This window comes from Enterobacter sp. JS8-1 (genome assembly GCF_049187015.1).
Lineage (GTDB): Bacteria > Pseudomonadota > Gammaproteobacteria > Enterobacterales > Enterobacteriaceae > Enterobacter > Enterobacter mori.
In genome coordinates this window covers 3692549-3706697 of record NZ_CP185805.1, presented here as the reverse complement: position 1 = coordinate 3706697, position 14149 = coordinate 3692549, and the positions used below count along the sequence as shown (strand labels likewise).

The window sequence follows — 14149 nt, the reverse complement described above, 5'->3', positions numbered from 1 at the left end:
CCTTTCTCCTTACAGCGCGCAGGACACGCAGCCTTCGATTTCGGTGCCTTCCAGCGCAAGCTGGCGCAGGCGAATGTAGTAGAGCGTTTTGATGCCTTTCTTCCAGGCGTAGATCTGCGCCCTGTTGATATCCCGCGTGGTGGCGGTGTCCGGGAAGAACAGCGTCAGCGACAGCCCCTGATCCACATGCTTCGTCGCCTCGGCGTAGGTATCGATGATTTTTTCCGGGCCGATCTCATACGCATCCTGATAGAGCGCCAGGTTCTCGTTGGTCATAAACGGGGCAGGGTAGTAAACGCGCCCGGTTTTGCCTTCCTTACGAATTTCAATTTTCGACACGATGGGGTGAATGCTCGACGTGGCGTGGTTGATGTAGGAAATCGATCCGGTTGGCGGCACCGCCTGCAGGTTCTGGTTATAAATGCCGTAGCGCATCACGTCGACACGCAGCTGCTGCCACATCTCGCGCGTCGGCAGGGTAATACCCGCGCGGGCAAAAAGTTCGCGCACTTTTTCGGTTTTCGGCTGCCAGTCGCCTTCAAGGTACTGGCTGAAATACTCTCCGCTCGCGTAGCGCGACTGCTCAAAGCCCGCGAAGCGCTGGTTGCGCTCGCGCGCCAGCATCATCGAGGTGTGCAGCGCGTGCCAGGTGACGGTGTAGAAATAGAGGTTGGTGAAATCCAGGCCCTCCGGACTGCCGTAGGCGATGCCCTCCCGCGCCAGATACCCGTGCAGGTTCATCTGCCCCAGCCCGATGGCGTGGGACGCGGCGTTGCCCGCTTCAATAGACGGCACGCTGCGGATGTGGCTCATGTCGGACACCGCCGTCAGCCCGCGAATGGCGGTCTCCACCGTGCGGCCAAAGTCTGGGGAATCCATGGTGTGGGCAATATTCAGCGAGCCGAGGTTGCAGGAGATATCTTTTCCGATGTCCGCGTAGTCCAGGTTTTCGTCGTAGGTGGAGGCGCTGTTGACCTGCAAAATCTCCGAGCACAGGTTGCTCATGTTGATGCGCCCGGCAATCGGGTTCGCGCGGTTCACCGTGTCCTCGTACATGATGTAGGGATAGCCGGACTCAAACTGGATCTCCGCCAGCGTCTGGAAGAAATCGCGGGCGTTGATGTACTTTTTACGGATGCGATCGTCGGCCACCAGCTCGTCGTAGAGGTCGTTTATTGCCACGTCGCCAAAGGCTTTGCCGTAAATACGCTCAATGTCATAGGGCGAGAAGAGCGCCATCTCGGCATTCTCTTTGGCGAGTTGGAAGGTGATGTCCGGGATCGTCACGCCGAGCGACAGGGTTTTGATGCGGATTTTTTCGTCGGCGTTTTCGCGCTTGGTATCCAGAAAGCGCAGAATATCCGGGTGGTGTGCATGCAGATAAACCGCCCCCGCGCCCTGACGCGCGCCAAGCTGGTTGGCATAGGAGAAGGCATCTTCCAGCATCTTCATTACCGGAATCACGCCCGAGGACTGGTTTTCGATGCGCTTGATCGGCGCGCCCGCTTCGCGCAGGTTCGAGAGCAGAAACGCCACCCCGCCGCCGCGTTTAGAGAGCTGCAGCGCCGAGTTCACCGCACGGCCAATCGACTCCATATTGTCTTCGATGCGCAGCAGGAAACAGGAGACCAGCTCGCCGCGCTGGGCCTTGCCGCAGTTGAGGAAGGTCGGCGTGGCGGGCTGGAAGCGGCCGGAGAGGATCTCCTCCATCAAGCGTTCAGCCTGCGCTTCATCCCCTTGCGCCAGGGTTAACGCCACCATCACGGTGCGATCTTCAAAGCTCTCTAAGTAGCGTTTGCCGTCAAAGGTCTTCAGGGTATAGCTGGTGTAGTACTTCCACGCGCCAAGAAACGTCTGGAAACGAAAACCGCGGGCATGCGCGCGTTCAAACAGCTTCACCACAAAGGTGCGGTCGTAGCGGGTCAGCACGCGTTCTTCGTAGTAGCCTTCTTTAACCAGATAGTCGAGACGCTCATGCTGGCTGCCAAACGTCACCGTGTTAGGCCGAACGTGGGCGGCAAAAAAGGCATCCACCGCATCATGGTCTTTACCAAACTGGATGCGCCCCTCGCGGTCATAGAGGTTGAGCATCGCATTTAATGCGTGGTAATCAGGCGTTGCCTGCATTACGCGTTCTGCGGTTGTCGTTGCCAAAATTCGTTCACTCCTTTACGCACGTTTTCTACGTCTTGCTGTGTCCCCATCAGTTCAAAGCGATAGAGATACGGCACGCCGCATTTTTGAGAGATGACATCCCCGGCGCGGCCAAAGGCATCGCCGAAATTGCGATTTCCCGCCGCAATAACCCCGCGGATCAGCGCCCGGTTATGGGGATCGTTGAGAAAGCGGATCACCTGACGGGGAACCGCCCCCGCCGTACCCCCGCCGCCATAGCTGGGCACCACCAGTATGAAAGGTTCGTCTACCTGAATTCGCTCCCGCTCGTTAAGCGGGATGCGGGTCGCAGGCATCCCGAGACGCTCGATAAAGCGGAGCGTGTTTTCCGAGCTGCTGGAGAAGAATACCAGCCCACTCATGCACGGGCGGCCTGAGCGGCGAGGCGGTTGATCATGTCCGGGCGGAAGCCAGACCAGCTGGTCTCCCCGGCGACGACCACTGGAAGCTGCCGGAAACCTTGCGCGCGCAGGGTATCGGCGGCATCGGGCACCAGGTCGATATTCACCATCTCAAACGCCACGCCGCGGCTCTCCATTGCACGTTTGGTTGCGTGGCACTGAACACAATCGTTACGAGTGTAAATAATAATGCTCATGATTCGTATTTCCATTTAGAATAAGAAAACGGCGCGATTGAACGCGTCAGGTTGTGTCTCTGTTGCTAAAGGAATACTAGATGTAGTTGTGATAATTATCAACCATACAAGATATGGGAAATTCAGATTGATAATGCCCGGGTGATGAGCACAGCGGGGCAGGGCGTGCTGTACGGGTTTTACAGGCGTTCGGACAAAGAAAAGCCCCGGCGCCTGAGGCAACCGGGGCTGATAAGTCGTGTTTACTTACGCAGGCTGAGCAGGGCACCAACAAAAATACCGACGGCGGCAACCGTACCCAGTGCACAAAGCGGTTTTTCACGGACGAAGGTATTGGCACAGTTCACCGCGTCGCAGGCCGCCTGCGTAGCGCGAGAACGACCGTGCATCCGGGCACGGGTTTCACGCAACAGAGACTGAGCCTTACGTTTTGCGGCATCTGCTTCATCCTTCGCGTCACTTCCCCAGGACTTCAGCACTTCCTCTAGCGTGTCCGCTAATTGGCTGACATCATTACGAATATCCTGCGCATCATCATTAATATCGTTTCGGTTCGGTCTGTTAAACATAGGATCCTCCATAATTTTGCGTTCCCGTTTAGTCTAGTTCAGAAATTTAATATCTGAAGCGAGTCACGGCTTATTGAACAGTTTATGGAATATTCTGAAAGCCCTGCTAATGCTGAATACTGTAAGGTTGCCGGGCAGGAAAAGATAACGAGGAAGAGATATGTATTTACGACCCGATGAGGTGGCGCGCGTTCTTGAAAAAGAGGGATTCACCATGGATGAGGTGACATCTAAAGCGTATGGATATCGCCGTGGCGAGAATTATGTTTACGTAAACCGTGAAGCGAGAATGGGGCGCACCGCTCTCATTATTCACCCGACCCTGAAAGACAGAAGTTTGTCCTTTGCTGAGCCTGCCTCGGATATTAAAACCTGCGATCATTATCAGCAATTTCCGCTCTATTTAGGCGGTGAGACGCATGAGCATTATGGTATTCCGCACGGTTTCAGTTCACGGATGGCGCTGGAGCGTTTTCTGAAGGGACTGTTTGGCGACATTCAGTAAGTCTGCGACTGGCATGAGCCAGTCGCCCCACCTCATGCTTTTGCCTGGCTGTACTGGCTGACTTTAAACAGACGGCGGCAGTAGTCGAGAAAGTAGCCGTAGACCGCACCCATTAACATCGAAACCACGATATTTGAACTGACCGCCGCCGCGATTTGATGCCAGTCTGCGCCTACGGTCAGCAGAATAGCCACATAAACCGGTGACTGGAATGTGACATACGCCAGCACGTCGGCCAGATTTTTAACCCAACCTGCCGGGCTAATGCGACGGGCAAAGCGCATAATCGCATCGCGATATAATCCGTAAGGCCAGGCAATAACGATGTTGACCGGGATGGCCACCAGACGAGATGAAAGTGACTGCTCAAAGGTCATTCCGGAGAGGAAAATTTCAATCAGCATGTTGACGACGGAGCAGTAGACTACCATCGCGAAGGTATCCGCTACCGCATGGCGCAGGCGTGATTGCGGTGAGAACATGTCTGAACTCCTTGAGAAGCACAAAAGGTGATGTTTTATCGGTAAGCCTTAGTGATTTAGATTGGTTTGTTTGACGCGTATAGCGTATCTCTCTGGCTTTGAACTAACAACTAGTGATAAATTTTTATTTGCTGGCGTTTTTTCCACAATATGCTCTAAATTTGTCTGTTTTTTGCTCGCTTCGTTATTTTCTCTCCTTGATGTATTTTTGTGTTTATAAATCAATTGGTTATGCTGGATCCTTTCAGAGGCCGTAACCGCGTCTCTGAGAACCGCGTGATATTCTACAATTTGGCTCAAAGGTAACCGTATATATTGATGCGGCAATTAATTCCCGGGACGCATGCGGTTCTCTCGGCTGATATATAAATTATTTATTTTAAAATATTTACAAAATTGTCCTGTCGCACTGATGGGTAGATATTGTGTTTAAAATGAATTATTCTGTCGGCTGATTTCCGGTTTACTCCAAAGAAAAGGTTTTTAATTATTATGTCTTTGACGTTACAGAATCTTAATAATATCCGTACGCTGCGTGCAATGGCACGTGAATTATCCGTCAACATTCTTGAAGAAATGCTGGAGAAGGTCAGGATCGTTGTTGAAGAAAAACAACACGAGCAGTCGGAATTCGAGCAGCAACGTGCAGAGCAGCAGGATAAAATTAATGCGTTGCTGGAACGGATGAAAGCCGACGGTATTTCACCTTCCGATCTGCTCGGTACTGAACGCGTGCAGGCGGGCAAACCGGCGAAAAAACGCAAAGTGCGTGAAGCGAAATATCGCTTTATCGATGTGAATGGCGAAGAGAAAACGTGGACCGGCCAGGGCCGTACGCCAAAGGCGATTGCCAATGCGCTGGCAAACGGTAAAACACTGGATGATTTTCTGATTTAAGTCTTGAGCCGGGCGGACGTATCCGCCCGGTTTTACAATCAGCAGACGCCAAAATCACCCGCTTCGGTATATAACGTCACCTCTGCGGCTTTCAGGGTAAATGTCTCGCCCTGTTCATTGCTGGCCTGCACGACCACAATGCTGTCGTCCTTCACGTCGAGCACTTTCAGTTTTGGACCGCCCTGACGCGGCTGCACATAATCACCAACAGAAAACATAGTACCTCCTCTCATTTAGCGATCTTCACCTTAGCCCACGTCGTGCAAAGGGTACAGCATTAACCGGTCTGGTACTGCTTACGAGGTACGACGGTTCCACGGCATGATCTTCAGCAGCCGCGCCATGCCGCAAAAACCGGTCAGACCGGCAAACAGCAGGCCCGCCCCCACAAAACCACTCAGCAGGAAAAAGCCGCCTGAGAGCGTGTAGCCCAGCACCACGCCGAGCAGGATCAGCAGCCCCGCTGCAATTTGTACCTGCCGCATCAGGGGCAGAGGCTGTGATTTATCTTCGACGGTTAGCAGCCCGGCCTGTTTCCAGCCCTGAATGCCACCTTCAATGATGTATGCCTGCGCGGGAGAGGCCGCCTGTACCAGACGCGCGGCGTTGTTCGACGTTCTCGCACCGGACTGACAGTGGAAAATCACCGTTTCTCCTGCCTGAGCCTGAAGTGCGCCGGGTAAGGAATCCAGCGGGACGGAGTGGGCGAGGGCAATATGCTCGCGGGCATATTCATCGGTATCGCGAATATCAATCAGTTTAGCGCCCTCAGCAATATGCGCAGTTGCCTGCTGTGGCGTAATCAGAGGAAGAGGCATGGCGGCTCCTTACGGGCAATAGAGGTGTTTGAGGGTGCTGATAATCTGGTATACAGCGTCATTCTTAATGGCGTAGAGAATGCGTTGGGCATCCCGCGTACTGCCGATCAGGCCTTCCTCGCGCATGCGCGCAAGATGTTGGGACGTGGCGGACGCGCTCAGCCCTGTCGCGCGCGCCAGATCGCCCGCGCTGGTATTCGGTGAGCCGCAAAGTGTGCAGAGGATCAGCAGCCTGTGCGGGTTGCTCATCGCTTTCATTAATGCTGCGGCCTGCTCAGCGCTGGCCTGTAGCTGTTCAAGTTCAGTCATTTTGTTTTAGCGTTTCCTTAATTAAGTAAATGCTAAAGTAAAAGTGCGCGTTAAGCCAGTGTCAAAATCGTAAAAGAGGGTAAAAGAACGGCGGGGCAATGGCACAGCCGGGTAAACTGGCTACGCTTAGAGAGTGTTCTCTTTTTATTCAATTAGTTAGCTTGCACGGAGTCATTATGGGTTTTTGGCGCGTTGTTTTTACGATTATTCTCCCGCCGTTAGGGGTGCTGCTTGGTAAAGGATTTGGCTGGGCATTTATTCTGAATATCCTGCTGACCATTCTGGGCTACTTCCCCGGCCTTATCCACGCGTTCTGGGTGCAAACCAAAAGCTAAGCACGCCAGAGTAAATCGCTGTAGATCCCGGTCAGCACACCTTCTGGACCAAACTGCTGTTTGATCCAGCGCGTCACCTGACCGGTCGCGGCATGCTGCGTGGCGAGCAGCATGCGCGAATCCTGGCGCGGGTTGTTAATGCGTCGCGTCGCCAGGAGTCCATCCTCCACCGCCTCTCTCGCCATGTATTCCGGCAAAAAGCCAATCCCTTCCCCCAGGATCTGACACTGGCATTTGGTGTTGAAATCCGGCACTAAAATCGCCTCCTGCCCGTGCAGCAGCCAGCCAACCTTTTTGTTAATGGTATGCGCGGTATCTTCCACCATGATGTTCGGATACAGGCGCAGCTGACTCTCCGCTATCGGTTCGGGAACAAAGGCGAGCGGATGTTCCGGCGCGATGGCAAACACCCAGCGAATAGCGCCAATTTCGGTGTAATCAATCCCGCCGCCGTCGAGCAGCGTGTCCGGTGCGCCAATCGCGATATTGGCCTGGTTGTTGATAATAGAATCCCAGACGCCGTTGTAGACCTCGGTAGTGACGGTGATCTGACAGGTCGGAAACTGTTTTTTCAGCACCTGCAGCAGCCTGGCGGTGTGGCGCGGCGTATACAACAGCTGATTAATACAGATGCGCACCCGCGCCTCAATGCCCTGCGAAATGGTATCAATCCCGCGCTTGATGGCGTGGAAGTCGTTTAGCAGGTCGGTGGCCTTGCGGTAAAAGTAAAAGCCGGACTCGGTCAGCTCGATGCTGCGCGTGTTGCGCACAAACAGCACTACGTCCAGCCCGGTCTCCATGCGCTTAATGGTGTAACTGATGGCGGAGGTCGTCACGCCCAGTTCGGCGGCGGCTTTGCTGAAGCTGCCAAAGCGCGCCGCGGTGGTGAAGGCCAGCAGGTTCTCTTCGGTAAAGATGGAATTCATATCTCACTCCCGTCAGCCATCAGTTTTGAACATATTTTAACAACGATGTTACAACGCATTTGAAGCCGGTCACAGTTCTGACTATTTGCTGCAGGCCGCACTCGGTAAGGCTTCGTCAGGCATAAGCATAATGCAGCTTCGCGCGCTAAAACGCGGTTAAACATAAGAAAAAGGTTGCACAGACGCACGTTTTAACCGGTTTATTGAATTTAGCTCAACAATGAATTGACTGTCGATGAATCATTTTTAAGCGGATTCTTTTATGACCAGGCTGTTGCTATTCTCAGGTCAACAGAAATAAAAAACATCGGAGTCTGAATATGTCTGAAACTGAACTCGTTACTGAATTTCTGCTGGCGGCAGAAGAGGGCAATAGCGATGCGCTAAAAGCCTGTCTGGAGAAAGGCGTGGATATTAACGCCACCAACCGTCAGAAAAGAACCGCGGTTATTATTGCCAGCCTGAAAAAGCATTATTCCTGCGTGGAGCTATTAATTGCCGCCGGTGCGGATATTGATAAACAGGACCAGACCTGCTTTAACCCCTTCCTGATTAGCTGCCTGACCAACGATATTACCCTGCTGCGCCTTGTGCTTCCGGCAAACCCGGATCTTGACCGCCTGACGCGCTTTGGCGGCGTGGGCATTACCCCTGCCAGTGAAAAAGGGCACGTGGAGATCGTGCGCGAGCTGCTGGAAAAAACGGATATCAACGTCAACCACACCAATTTTGTCGGCTGGACGCCGCTGCTGGAAGCGATCGTGCTTAACGACGGCGGCGCGAAGCAGCAGGAGATCGTCAAGCTGCTGCTGGATCACGGCGCGAACCCGCACATGACCGACAAATACGGCAAAACCCCGCTTGAGCTGGCGCGGGAAAAAGGCTTCGATGCGATAGCCGAGCTGCTGCTGGCGGCAGGCGCATAACGCATTCGGCCAGCCTTTTCCGGCTGGCCGTTAATTCAAAAGTATTTTTAACCGACGTGCATTTTGCACGACGGCGGCCCCCTTTTATCCGCTTTCAGGAGAAAATAATGCCAACGAAAATCGTGATTAAAAAGAATACCTATTTTGACTCCGTATCATTAATGTCCGTTTCCACCAAAGCCAATAAATTGCCGGGCGTCGAGCAGGCGTTTGTGGCCATGGCAACGGAAATGAACAAAGGCGTATTAAAAAACCTCGGGCTATTAACGCAGGAATTAGCGGAAGCCAAAAACGGCGACCTGATGATCGTGATTAAAGGCGACGCGGCGAATGATGAAACGCTGGCCGCTATTGAAGCGCTGTTCACGCGTAAAGAGAGCGCAGGCTCTCATGAAGCGCGCTACGCCACGATTGCCAGCGCCAAAACCCATCGCCCGGACGCAAACCTTGCGGTGATTTCCGTCAACGGTACTTTCGCCGCCCGCGAAGCGCGCCAGGCGCTGGAAAACGATCTTAACGTAATGCTCTTTTCCGATAACGTGTCGCTCGACGACGAGCTGGCGCTGAAGCAGCTCGCGCACCAGAAAGGGCTGCTGATGATGGGGCCGGACTGCGGCACCGCCATCATCAACGGCGCGGGACTGTGCTTTGCTAACGCTGTGCGCCGCGGCTCGGTTGGCATCGTCGGCGCTTCCGGCACCGGCAGTCAGGAGCTGAGCGTGCGCATTCACGAATTCGGCGGCGGCGTGTCGCAGCTGATTGGCACCGGCGGGCGCGATCTCAGCGAGAAAATTGGCGGTCTGATGATGCTCGACGCCATCGACATGCTTGAAGCCGACGAGGGCACCCAGGTTATCGCGCTGATCTCCAAACCAGCGGCTCCTGCAGTGGCGGAAAAAGTGCTGGCCCGCGCCAGAGCCTGCCGCAAGCCGGTGGTCGTCTGCTTCCTCGGCCGCAGCGAACCGCCCGCCGATGAAGACGGCCTGCAGTTTGCCCGCGGCACCAAAGAGGCGGCTCTGAAGGCAGTCCTGCTTACCGGCATCAAAAAAGAGTCCCTGGACCTGCATCCGCTCAACTGGCCTTTGATTGAAGAGGTGCGCGCCCGCCTGACCCCGCAGCAGAAGTACATTCGCGGCCTGTTCTGCGGCGGCACCCTGTGCGACGAGGCGATGTTTGCGGCGCTTGCGAAATTCGACGACGTCTACAGCAACATTCAGCCTGATCCGGCCAGGCGCCTGAGTGACATCAGCGTCAGTAAAGCCCACACCTTCCTCGACTTTGGCGACGACGACTTCACCAACGGCAAGCCGCATCCGATGATCGACCCGACCAACCGCATCAGCCGCCTGCTGCAGGAGGCGCGCGATCCTGAAGTGGGCGTCATCGTAATGGACTTCGTGCTGGGCTTCGGCGCGCATGAGGATCCGGTGGGGGTGATGCTTGATGCCATTAAGGAGGCGCAGGCCATCGCGAAGGCGGATAACCGTCCACTGGAAATTCTCGGCTACGTGCTCGGTACTGACCAGGATCCGCAGTCCCTGGCGCAGCAGTGCCAGCTGCTGACCGACGCTGGCGTTATCTGGGCCAGCAGCAGTACCAACACCGGATTACTGGCACGCGAATTTGTCTGCAAAGGGGAGAAAGCATAATGACGACCTTATTCAACCAGCCGCTGAACGTCATTAACGTCGGCATTGCGATGTTCAGCGATGACCTCAAAAAACAGCACGTTCCCGTCACCCAGCTCGACTGGACGCCGCCGGGGCAGGGCAATATGCAGGTCGTTGAGGCGCTCGACCAGCTGGCCGAAAAACCGCTGGCGGAGAAAATCGCCACCGCCAACAAGCTTGCGCTTGAGCGCATTATTCAGTCCCATCCGGTGCTGGTGGGCTATGACCAGGCCATTAACGTTGTGCCGGGCATGACCCGCACCACCATTCTGCACGCCGGTCCGCCCGTCTCCTGGGAAAACATGTGCGGGGCAATGAAGGGGGCGGTCACCGGGGCGCTGGTGTTTGAAGGGCTGGCGAAAGATCTGGACGATGCGGCAAGGCTCGCCGCCTCCGGAGATATTACGTTCTCGCCGTGCCACGAGCATGACTGCGTGGGCTCGATGGCGGGCGTCACCTCCGCGTCGATGTTTATGCACATCGTTGAAAACAAAACCTACGGCAACCGCGCGTTCACCAACCTCAGCGAGCAGATGGCGAAGATCCTGCGCATGGGGGCCAACGACCAGAGCGTCATTGACCGCCTGATCTGGATGCGCGACGTGCTCGGCCCGATGCTGCGCGACGCGATGAAGATTATCGGCGAAATCGACCTGCGCCTGATGCTGGCGCAGGCGCTGCACATGGGCGACGAGTGCCACAACCGCAACAACGCGGGCACCACGCTGCTGATCCAGGCGCTGACGCCGGGGCTGATCCAGGCGGGCTATCCGGTGGAGCAGCAGCGCGAGGTATTCGAGTTTGTCGCCAGCAGCGACTACTTCTCCGGCCCGACGTGGATGGCGATGTGTAAGGCCGCGCTGGACGCCGCTCACGGCATTGAGTACAGCACCGTCGTCACCACCATGGCGCGCAACGGCTACGAGTTCGGCCTGCGCATTTCCGGCCTGCCGGGGCAGTGGTTCACCGGCCCGGCGCAGCAGGTGATCGGTCCCATGTTCGCGGGCTATAAGCCGGAAGACTCCGGGCTGGATATCGGCGACAGCGCCATCACCGAAACCTACGGCATTGGCGGCTTTGCGATGGCGACGGCCCCGGCGATTGTCGCGCTGGTGGGCGGGACGGTGGACGAAGCCATCGACTTCTCCCGTCAGATGCGCGAAATCACCCTCGGCGAAAACCCGAACGTTACCATTCCGCTGCTCTCGTTTATGGGCATCCCAACCGCCATCGACATTACCAAAGTCGCGGGCAGCGGCATTCTGCCGGTCATTAACACCGCCATTGCCCATAAAGACGCGGGCATCGGCATGATTGGGGCGGGCATCGTTCACCCGCCGTTTAGCTGTTTTGAAAAGGCGCTGTTGACCTTCCGCGATCGCTACTTTTTATAAGGCAAGCATCCATGAAAAACATGAAACTGGAGTGGAAAAGAGGTGACTGGGCGGCGTATTTCGGGTTGATGACCAACAACCTGACCAATTTGCTGACCATGATGGGGCTGCTCATTTTTGTCGTCGGCATCCCGAAGGAGATTGTTTATGGGCGCATCGCGCCAGCCTTCGGGCTGGCGGTGCTGGTCGCAAGTATTTGCTACGCCTGGTTCGGCATGCAAATGGCGCGCGCCACCGGGCGAACGGATGTCACCGCGCTGCCGTCCGGCCCCAGCGCGCCGTCAATTTTTACCGTGACCTTCCTGGTGCTGATGCCGGTGTATCAGCAAACGGGCGATGCGGAGTTCGCCATTCAGATTGGCCTGGTGTGGTGCTTTGTTGAGGCGATGATCCTGGCGGGCGGTTCGTTCCTGGGTGAGACCATTCGCAAGATGATCCCGCGCACCGTGCTGCTGTCGTGCCTCTCCGGTTTGGGCCTGCTGCTGCTGGCGATGAATCCGATGCTGCAGGCGTTCGAAGCGCCGACCGTGTCGTTTATCGTGCTGCTGCTGATCTTTATTAACTGGTTCGGTAAAAAGCCCATTTTCGCCAAAATCCCGACCGGTCTGCTGTTGCTGGTTGCAGGAACGGCGCTAGCGTGGCTCTCGGGTCTGCAAAGCCCGGAAGCGATTAAAGCGTCCATGTCCTCCTTCGGCTTTAACCCGCCGCAGGTGCACGTCGAAGGCTTCCTGCAGGGCCTGCCGCACGCGCTGCCGTATCTTGCCTCTGCCGTACCGCTGGGGCTGGCGAACTACATCTTTGACCTGGAAAACATCGAAAGCGCCCACGCGGCGGGGGATGAATACCCGACCCGCAAGGTGATGCTGGCGAACGGTCTGGCGTCGATGCTCGGCTGCCTGATGGGGAACCCGTTCCCGGTCACGGTCTACGTCGGTCATCCCGGCTGGAAAGCGATGGGGGCCAGCATCGGCTACACGCTGGCCTCGGGCGTGACCATGTTCATCGTGCCGCTGTTCGGGCTAGGGGCGTTTATGCTCGCCATCATACCGATGACCGCCATCGTGCCGATTCTGGTGTTTATCGGCGTCGTGACGGCCAACCAGGTGGTGAGGGAAACGCCCAAAGTGGAGGTGCCCGTCATCTTCATCTGCCTGTTCCCGTGGATCGCCAACTGGGCGCTGACCATGATGAACAGCGTGATGAGCGCCGCAGGCACCAGCGCGGGGAAAATCGGCACCGACGTGCTGCACAGCAAAGGGATCTACTACGAAGGGCTGATGCATCTCGGCAACGGCGCACCGCTCGCCAGCATGCTGTGGGGCTGTATCGCCATCTTCGCCATCATCAACAAACCGCTGCGCGGGGCTGTCGCCGCGGCGGGCGGGGCGCTGCTGGCGCTGTTTGGGGTGATCCATGCCCCGGTGGTGGGATTTGCCGAAGGCAGTTCGCTGATGTTCGTCACCGCGTATCTCATGATGGGCGGCATGTTTGTGGTGAAGCATGTGCTGGATATCTCTGTTAATCCCCCTCTCCCTGTGGGAGAGGGCCGGGGTGAGGGCACCAGAACGCACCTTCTAAAGGAAACAAAATGAAAGAGCTTATGGTCGTCGCCATTGGCGGCAACAGCATTATCAAAGACAACGCCAGCCAGTCGGTTGAACATCAGGCGCAGGCGGTAAAAGCGGTGGCAGAGTCGGTGCTGGAGATGCTGGCATCTGACTATGACATTGTGCTCACGCACGGCAATGGCCCCCAGGTGGGGCTGGATCTGCGCCGTGCTGAAATCGCCCACGAGCGGGAAGGGCTGCCGCTGACCCCGCTGGCAAACTGCGTGGCTGACACCCAGGGCGGTATCGGCTACCTGATCCAGCAGGCGCTAAACAACCGCCTGGCCGCGCGCGGAGAGCAAAAAGCGGTCACGGTCGTCACGCAGGTAGAGGTGGATAAAAACGATCCCGGCTTTACGCACCCGACGAAACCGATCGGCGCCTTCTTCAGCGAGGCGCAGCGCGATGAACTACAAATCGCCCACCCGGACTGGCATTTTGTTGAGGACTCCGGTCGGGGCTACCGTCGCGTGGTGGCTTCACCCCAGCCGCTGCGCATCGTTGAGGCCGACGCCATCAAAACGCTGACGCAAAAAGGCTTTGTGGTGATTGGCGCGGGCGGCGGCGGTATTCCGGTGGTGCGCACTGAGCAGGGCGATTACCAGAGCGTTGACGCGGTGATTGATAAAGATCTCTCCACCGCGCTTCTGGCGCGCGAGATCCGCGCCGACGTACTGGTAATCACCACTGGGGTCGAAAAGGTGTGCGTCAACTTCGGCAAGCCAAACCAGCAGGCGCTGGACGCGGTGAGCGTGGCGCAGATGACGCGTTACAAAGACGAGGGCCATTTCCCGGCGGGCAGCATGCTGCCCAAAATCGTCGCCTCGCTGGAATTTTTAAAACACGGCGGCAGGCGGGTGATCATCACCTCGCCGGACTGTCTGCCCGCGGCGCTGCGCGGGGAAACCGGTACCCATATTGTTAATGAAGGAAGATAA

17 protein-coding genes are annotated in these 14149 nt (G+C 56.4%); 8 read left to right on the top strand and 9 right to left on the bottom strand.

Annotated features, from left to right (window positions below):
• Nucleotides 1–9: 9 nt before the first annotated feature.
• The 4 genes from nrdE to ACOQH0_RS17580 form a co-directional block, all read right to left on the bottom strand.
• Complete coding sequence (gene nrdE, locus ACOQH0_RS17595) at nt 10–2154, bottom strand: class 1b ribonucleoside-diphosphate reductase subunit alpha (protein WP_421510905.1); 2145 nt, start codon at nt 2152–2154, stop codon at nt 10–12.
• Nucleotides 2127–2537: a class Ib ribonucleoside-diphosphate reductase assembly flavoprotein NrdI gene (gene nrdI / locus ACOQH0_RS17590; RefSeq protein WP_421510904.1), complete on the bottom strand. Its 411-nt coding sequence runs from the start codon at nt 2535–2537 to the stop codon at nt 2127–2129. Before nrdI ends, nrdE begins: the two co-directional genes overlap by 28 nt.
• Nucleotides 2534–2773 (bottom strand): glutaredoxin-like protein NrdH, encoded by a 240-nt coding sequence (gene nrdH, locus ACOQH0_RS17585; RefSeq protein WP_010434342.1) that lies wholly within the window; start codon nt 2771–2773, stop codon nt 2534–2536. Before nrdH ends, nrdI begins: the two co-directional genes overlap by 4 nt.
• 242 nt (nt 2774–3015) lie before the next feature.
• Nucleotides 3016–3342, bottom strand: coding sequence for a DUF883 domain-containing protein (locus tag ACOQH0_RS17580; protein WP_421510903.1), 327 nt, complete (start codon nt 3340–3342; stop codon nt 3016–3018).
• Nucleotides 3343–3502: 160 nt separating this feature from the next.
• Between ACOQH0_RS17580 and ACOQH0_RS17575 the strand changes: the two genes are divergently transcribed.
• Nucleotides 3503–3847, top strand: coding sequence for a DUF2002 family protein (locus ACOQH0_RS17575; RefSeq protein WP_010434335.1), 345 nt, complete (start codon nt 3503–3505; stop codon nt 3845–3847).
• Between the two features lie 32 nt (nt 3848–3879).
• Here ACOQH0_RS17575 and alaE read toward each other — a convergent pair whose 3' ends face one another.
• Complete coding sequence (alaE, locus tag ACOQH0_RS17570) at nt 3880–4329, bottom strand: L-alanine exporter AlaE (RefSeq protein ID WP_042716310.1); 450 nt, start codon at nt 4327–4329, stop codon at nt 3880–3882.
• Nucleotides 4330–4821: 492 nt separating this feature from the next.
• Between alaE and stpA the strand changes: the two genes are divergently transcribed.
• A complete protein-coding gene (stpA, locus tag ACOQH0_RS17565) occupies nt 4822–5226 on the top strand; it encodes a DNA-binding protein StpA (RefSeq protein ID WP_421510902.1) in 405 nt (134 codons plus the stop codon).
• A gap of 38 nt (nt 5227–5264) precedes the next feature.
• Here the strand turns inward: stpA and ACOQH0_RS17560 are convergent, their stop codons facing one another.
• The 3 genes from ACOQH0_RS17560 to ACOQH0_RS17550 all read right to left on the bottom strand — a co-directional run bounded on the left by ACOQH0_RS17560 (nt 5265) and on the right by ACOQH0_RS17550 (nt 6353).
• Nucleotides 5265–5444: a hypothetical protein gene (locus ACOQH0_RS17560; RefSeq protein ID WP_010434327.1), complete on the bottom strand. Its 180-nt coding sequence runs from the start codon at nt 5442–5444 to the stop codon at nt 5265–5267.
• Nucleotides 5445–5522: 78 nt separating this feature from the next.
• Nucleotides 5523–6044 carry a rhodanese family protein gene (locus tag ACOQH0_RS17555; protein ID WP_421510901.1) on the bottom strand — a complete coding sequence of 174 codons (522 nt, stop codon included), beginning with the start codon at nt 6042–6044 and terminating at the stop codon, nt 5523–5525.
• A gap of 9 nt (nt 6045–6053) precedes the next feature.
• Nucleotides 6054–6353: an ArsR/SmtB family transcription factor gene (locus tag ACOQH0_RS17550; protein WP_089598175.1), complete on the bottom strand. Its 300-nt coding sequence runs from the start codon at nt 6351–6353 to the stop codon at nt 6054–6056.
• A 176-nt stretch (nt 6354–6529) separates the two neighbouring features.
• Between ACOQH0_RS17550 and ACOQH0_RS17545 the strand changes: the two genes are divergently transcribed.
• The gene (locus ACOQH0_RS17545) at nt 6530–6688 is read left to right on the top strand and encodes a YqaE/Pmp3 family membrane protein (protein WP_010434321.1); all 159 of its coding nucleotides are present in this window, start codon (nt 6530–6532) and stop codon (nt 6686–6688) included.
• On the opposite strand, the gene ACOQH0_RS17540 is transcribed toward ACOQH0_RS17545, so the two are convergent.
• A complete protein-coding gene (locus ACOQH0_RS17540) occupies nt 6685–7614 on the bottom strand; it encodes a LysR substrate-binding domain-containing protein (protein WP_100166249.1) in 930 nt (309 codons plus the stop codon). The two genes, ACOQH0_RS17545 and ACOQH0_RS17540, sit on opposite strands and share 4 nt — an antisense overlap.
• A gap of 320 nt (nt 7615–7934) precedes the next feature.
• Here ACOQH0_RS17540 and ACOQH0_RS17535 point away from each other — a divergent pair, with 320 nt between their 5' ends.
• The 5 genes from ACOQH0_RS17535 (at nt 7935) to ACOQH0_RS17515 (ending at nt 14149) form a co-directional block, all read left to right on the top strand.
• Nucleotides 7935–8540, top strand: coding sequence for an ankyrin repeat domain-containing protein (locus ACOQH0_RS17535; protein ID WP_089598173.1), 606 nt, complete (start codon nt 7935–7937; stop codon nt 8538–8540).
• Between the two features lie 107 nt (nt 8541–8647).
• Nucleotides 8648–10189, top strand: coding sequence for an acyl-CoA synthetase FdrA (gene fdrA, locus ACOQH0_RS17530; RefSeq protein WP_421510900.1), 1542 nt, complete (start codon nt 8648–8650; stop codon nt 10187–10189).
• Nucleotides 10189–11604: a DUF1116 domain-containing protein gene (locus ACOQH0_RS17525; protein WP_172411100.1), complete on the top strand. Its 1416-nt coding sequence runs from the start codon at nt 10189–10191 to the stop codon at nt 11602–11604. The genes fdrA and ACOQH0_RS17525 overlap by 1 nt, the downstream gene beginning before the upstream one ends.
• An 11-nt stretch (nt 11605–11615) precedes the next feature.
• The gene (locus tag ACOQH0_RS17520; protein ID WP_218308450.1) at nt 11616–13196 is read left to right on the top strand and encodes a xanthine permease; all 1581 of its coding nucleotides are present in this window, start codon (nt 11616–11618) and stop codon (nt 13194–13196) included.
• Nucleotides 13193–14149 carry a carbamate kinase family protein gene (locus ACOQH0_RS17515; protein ID WP_421510899.1) on the top strand — a complete coding sequence of 319 codons (957 nt, stop codon included), beginning with the start codon at nt 13193–13195 and terminating at the stop codon, nt 14147–14149. Before ACOQH0_RS17520 ends, ACOQH0_RS17515 begins: the two co-directional genes overlap by 4 nt.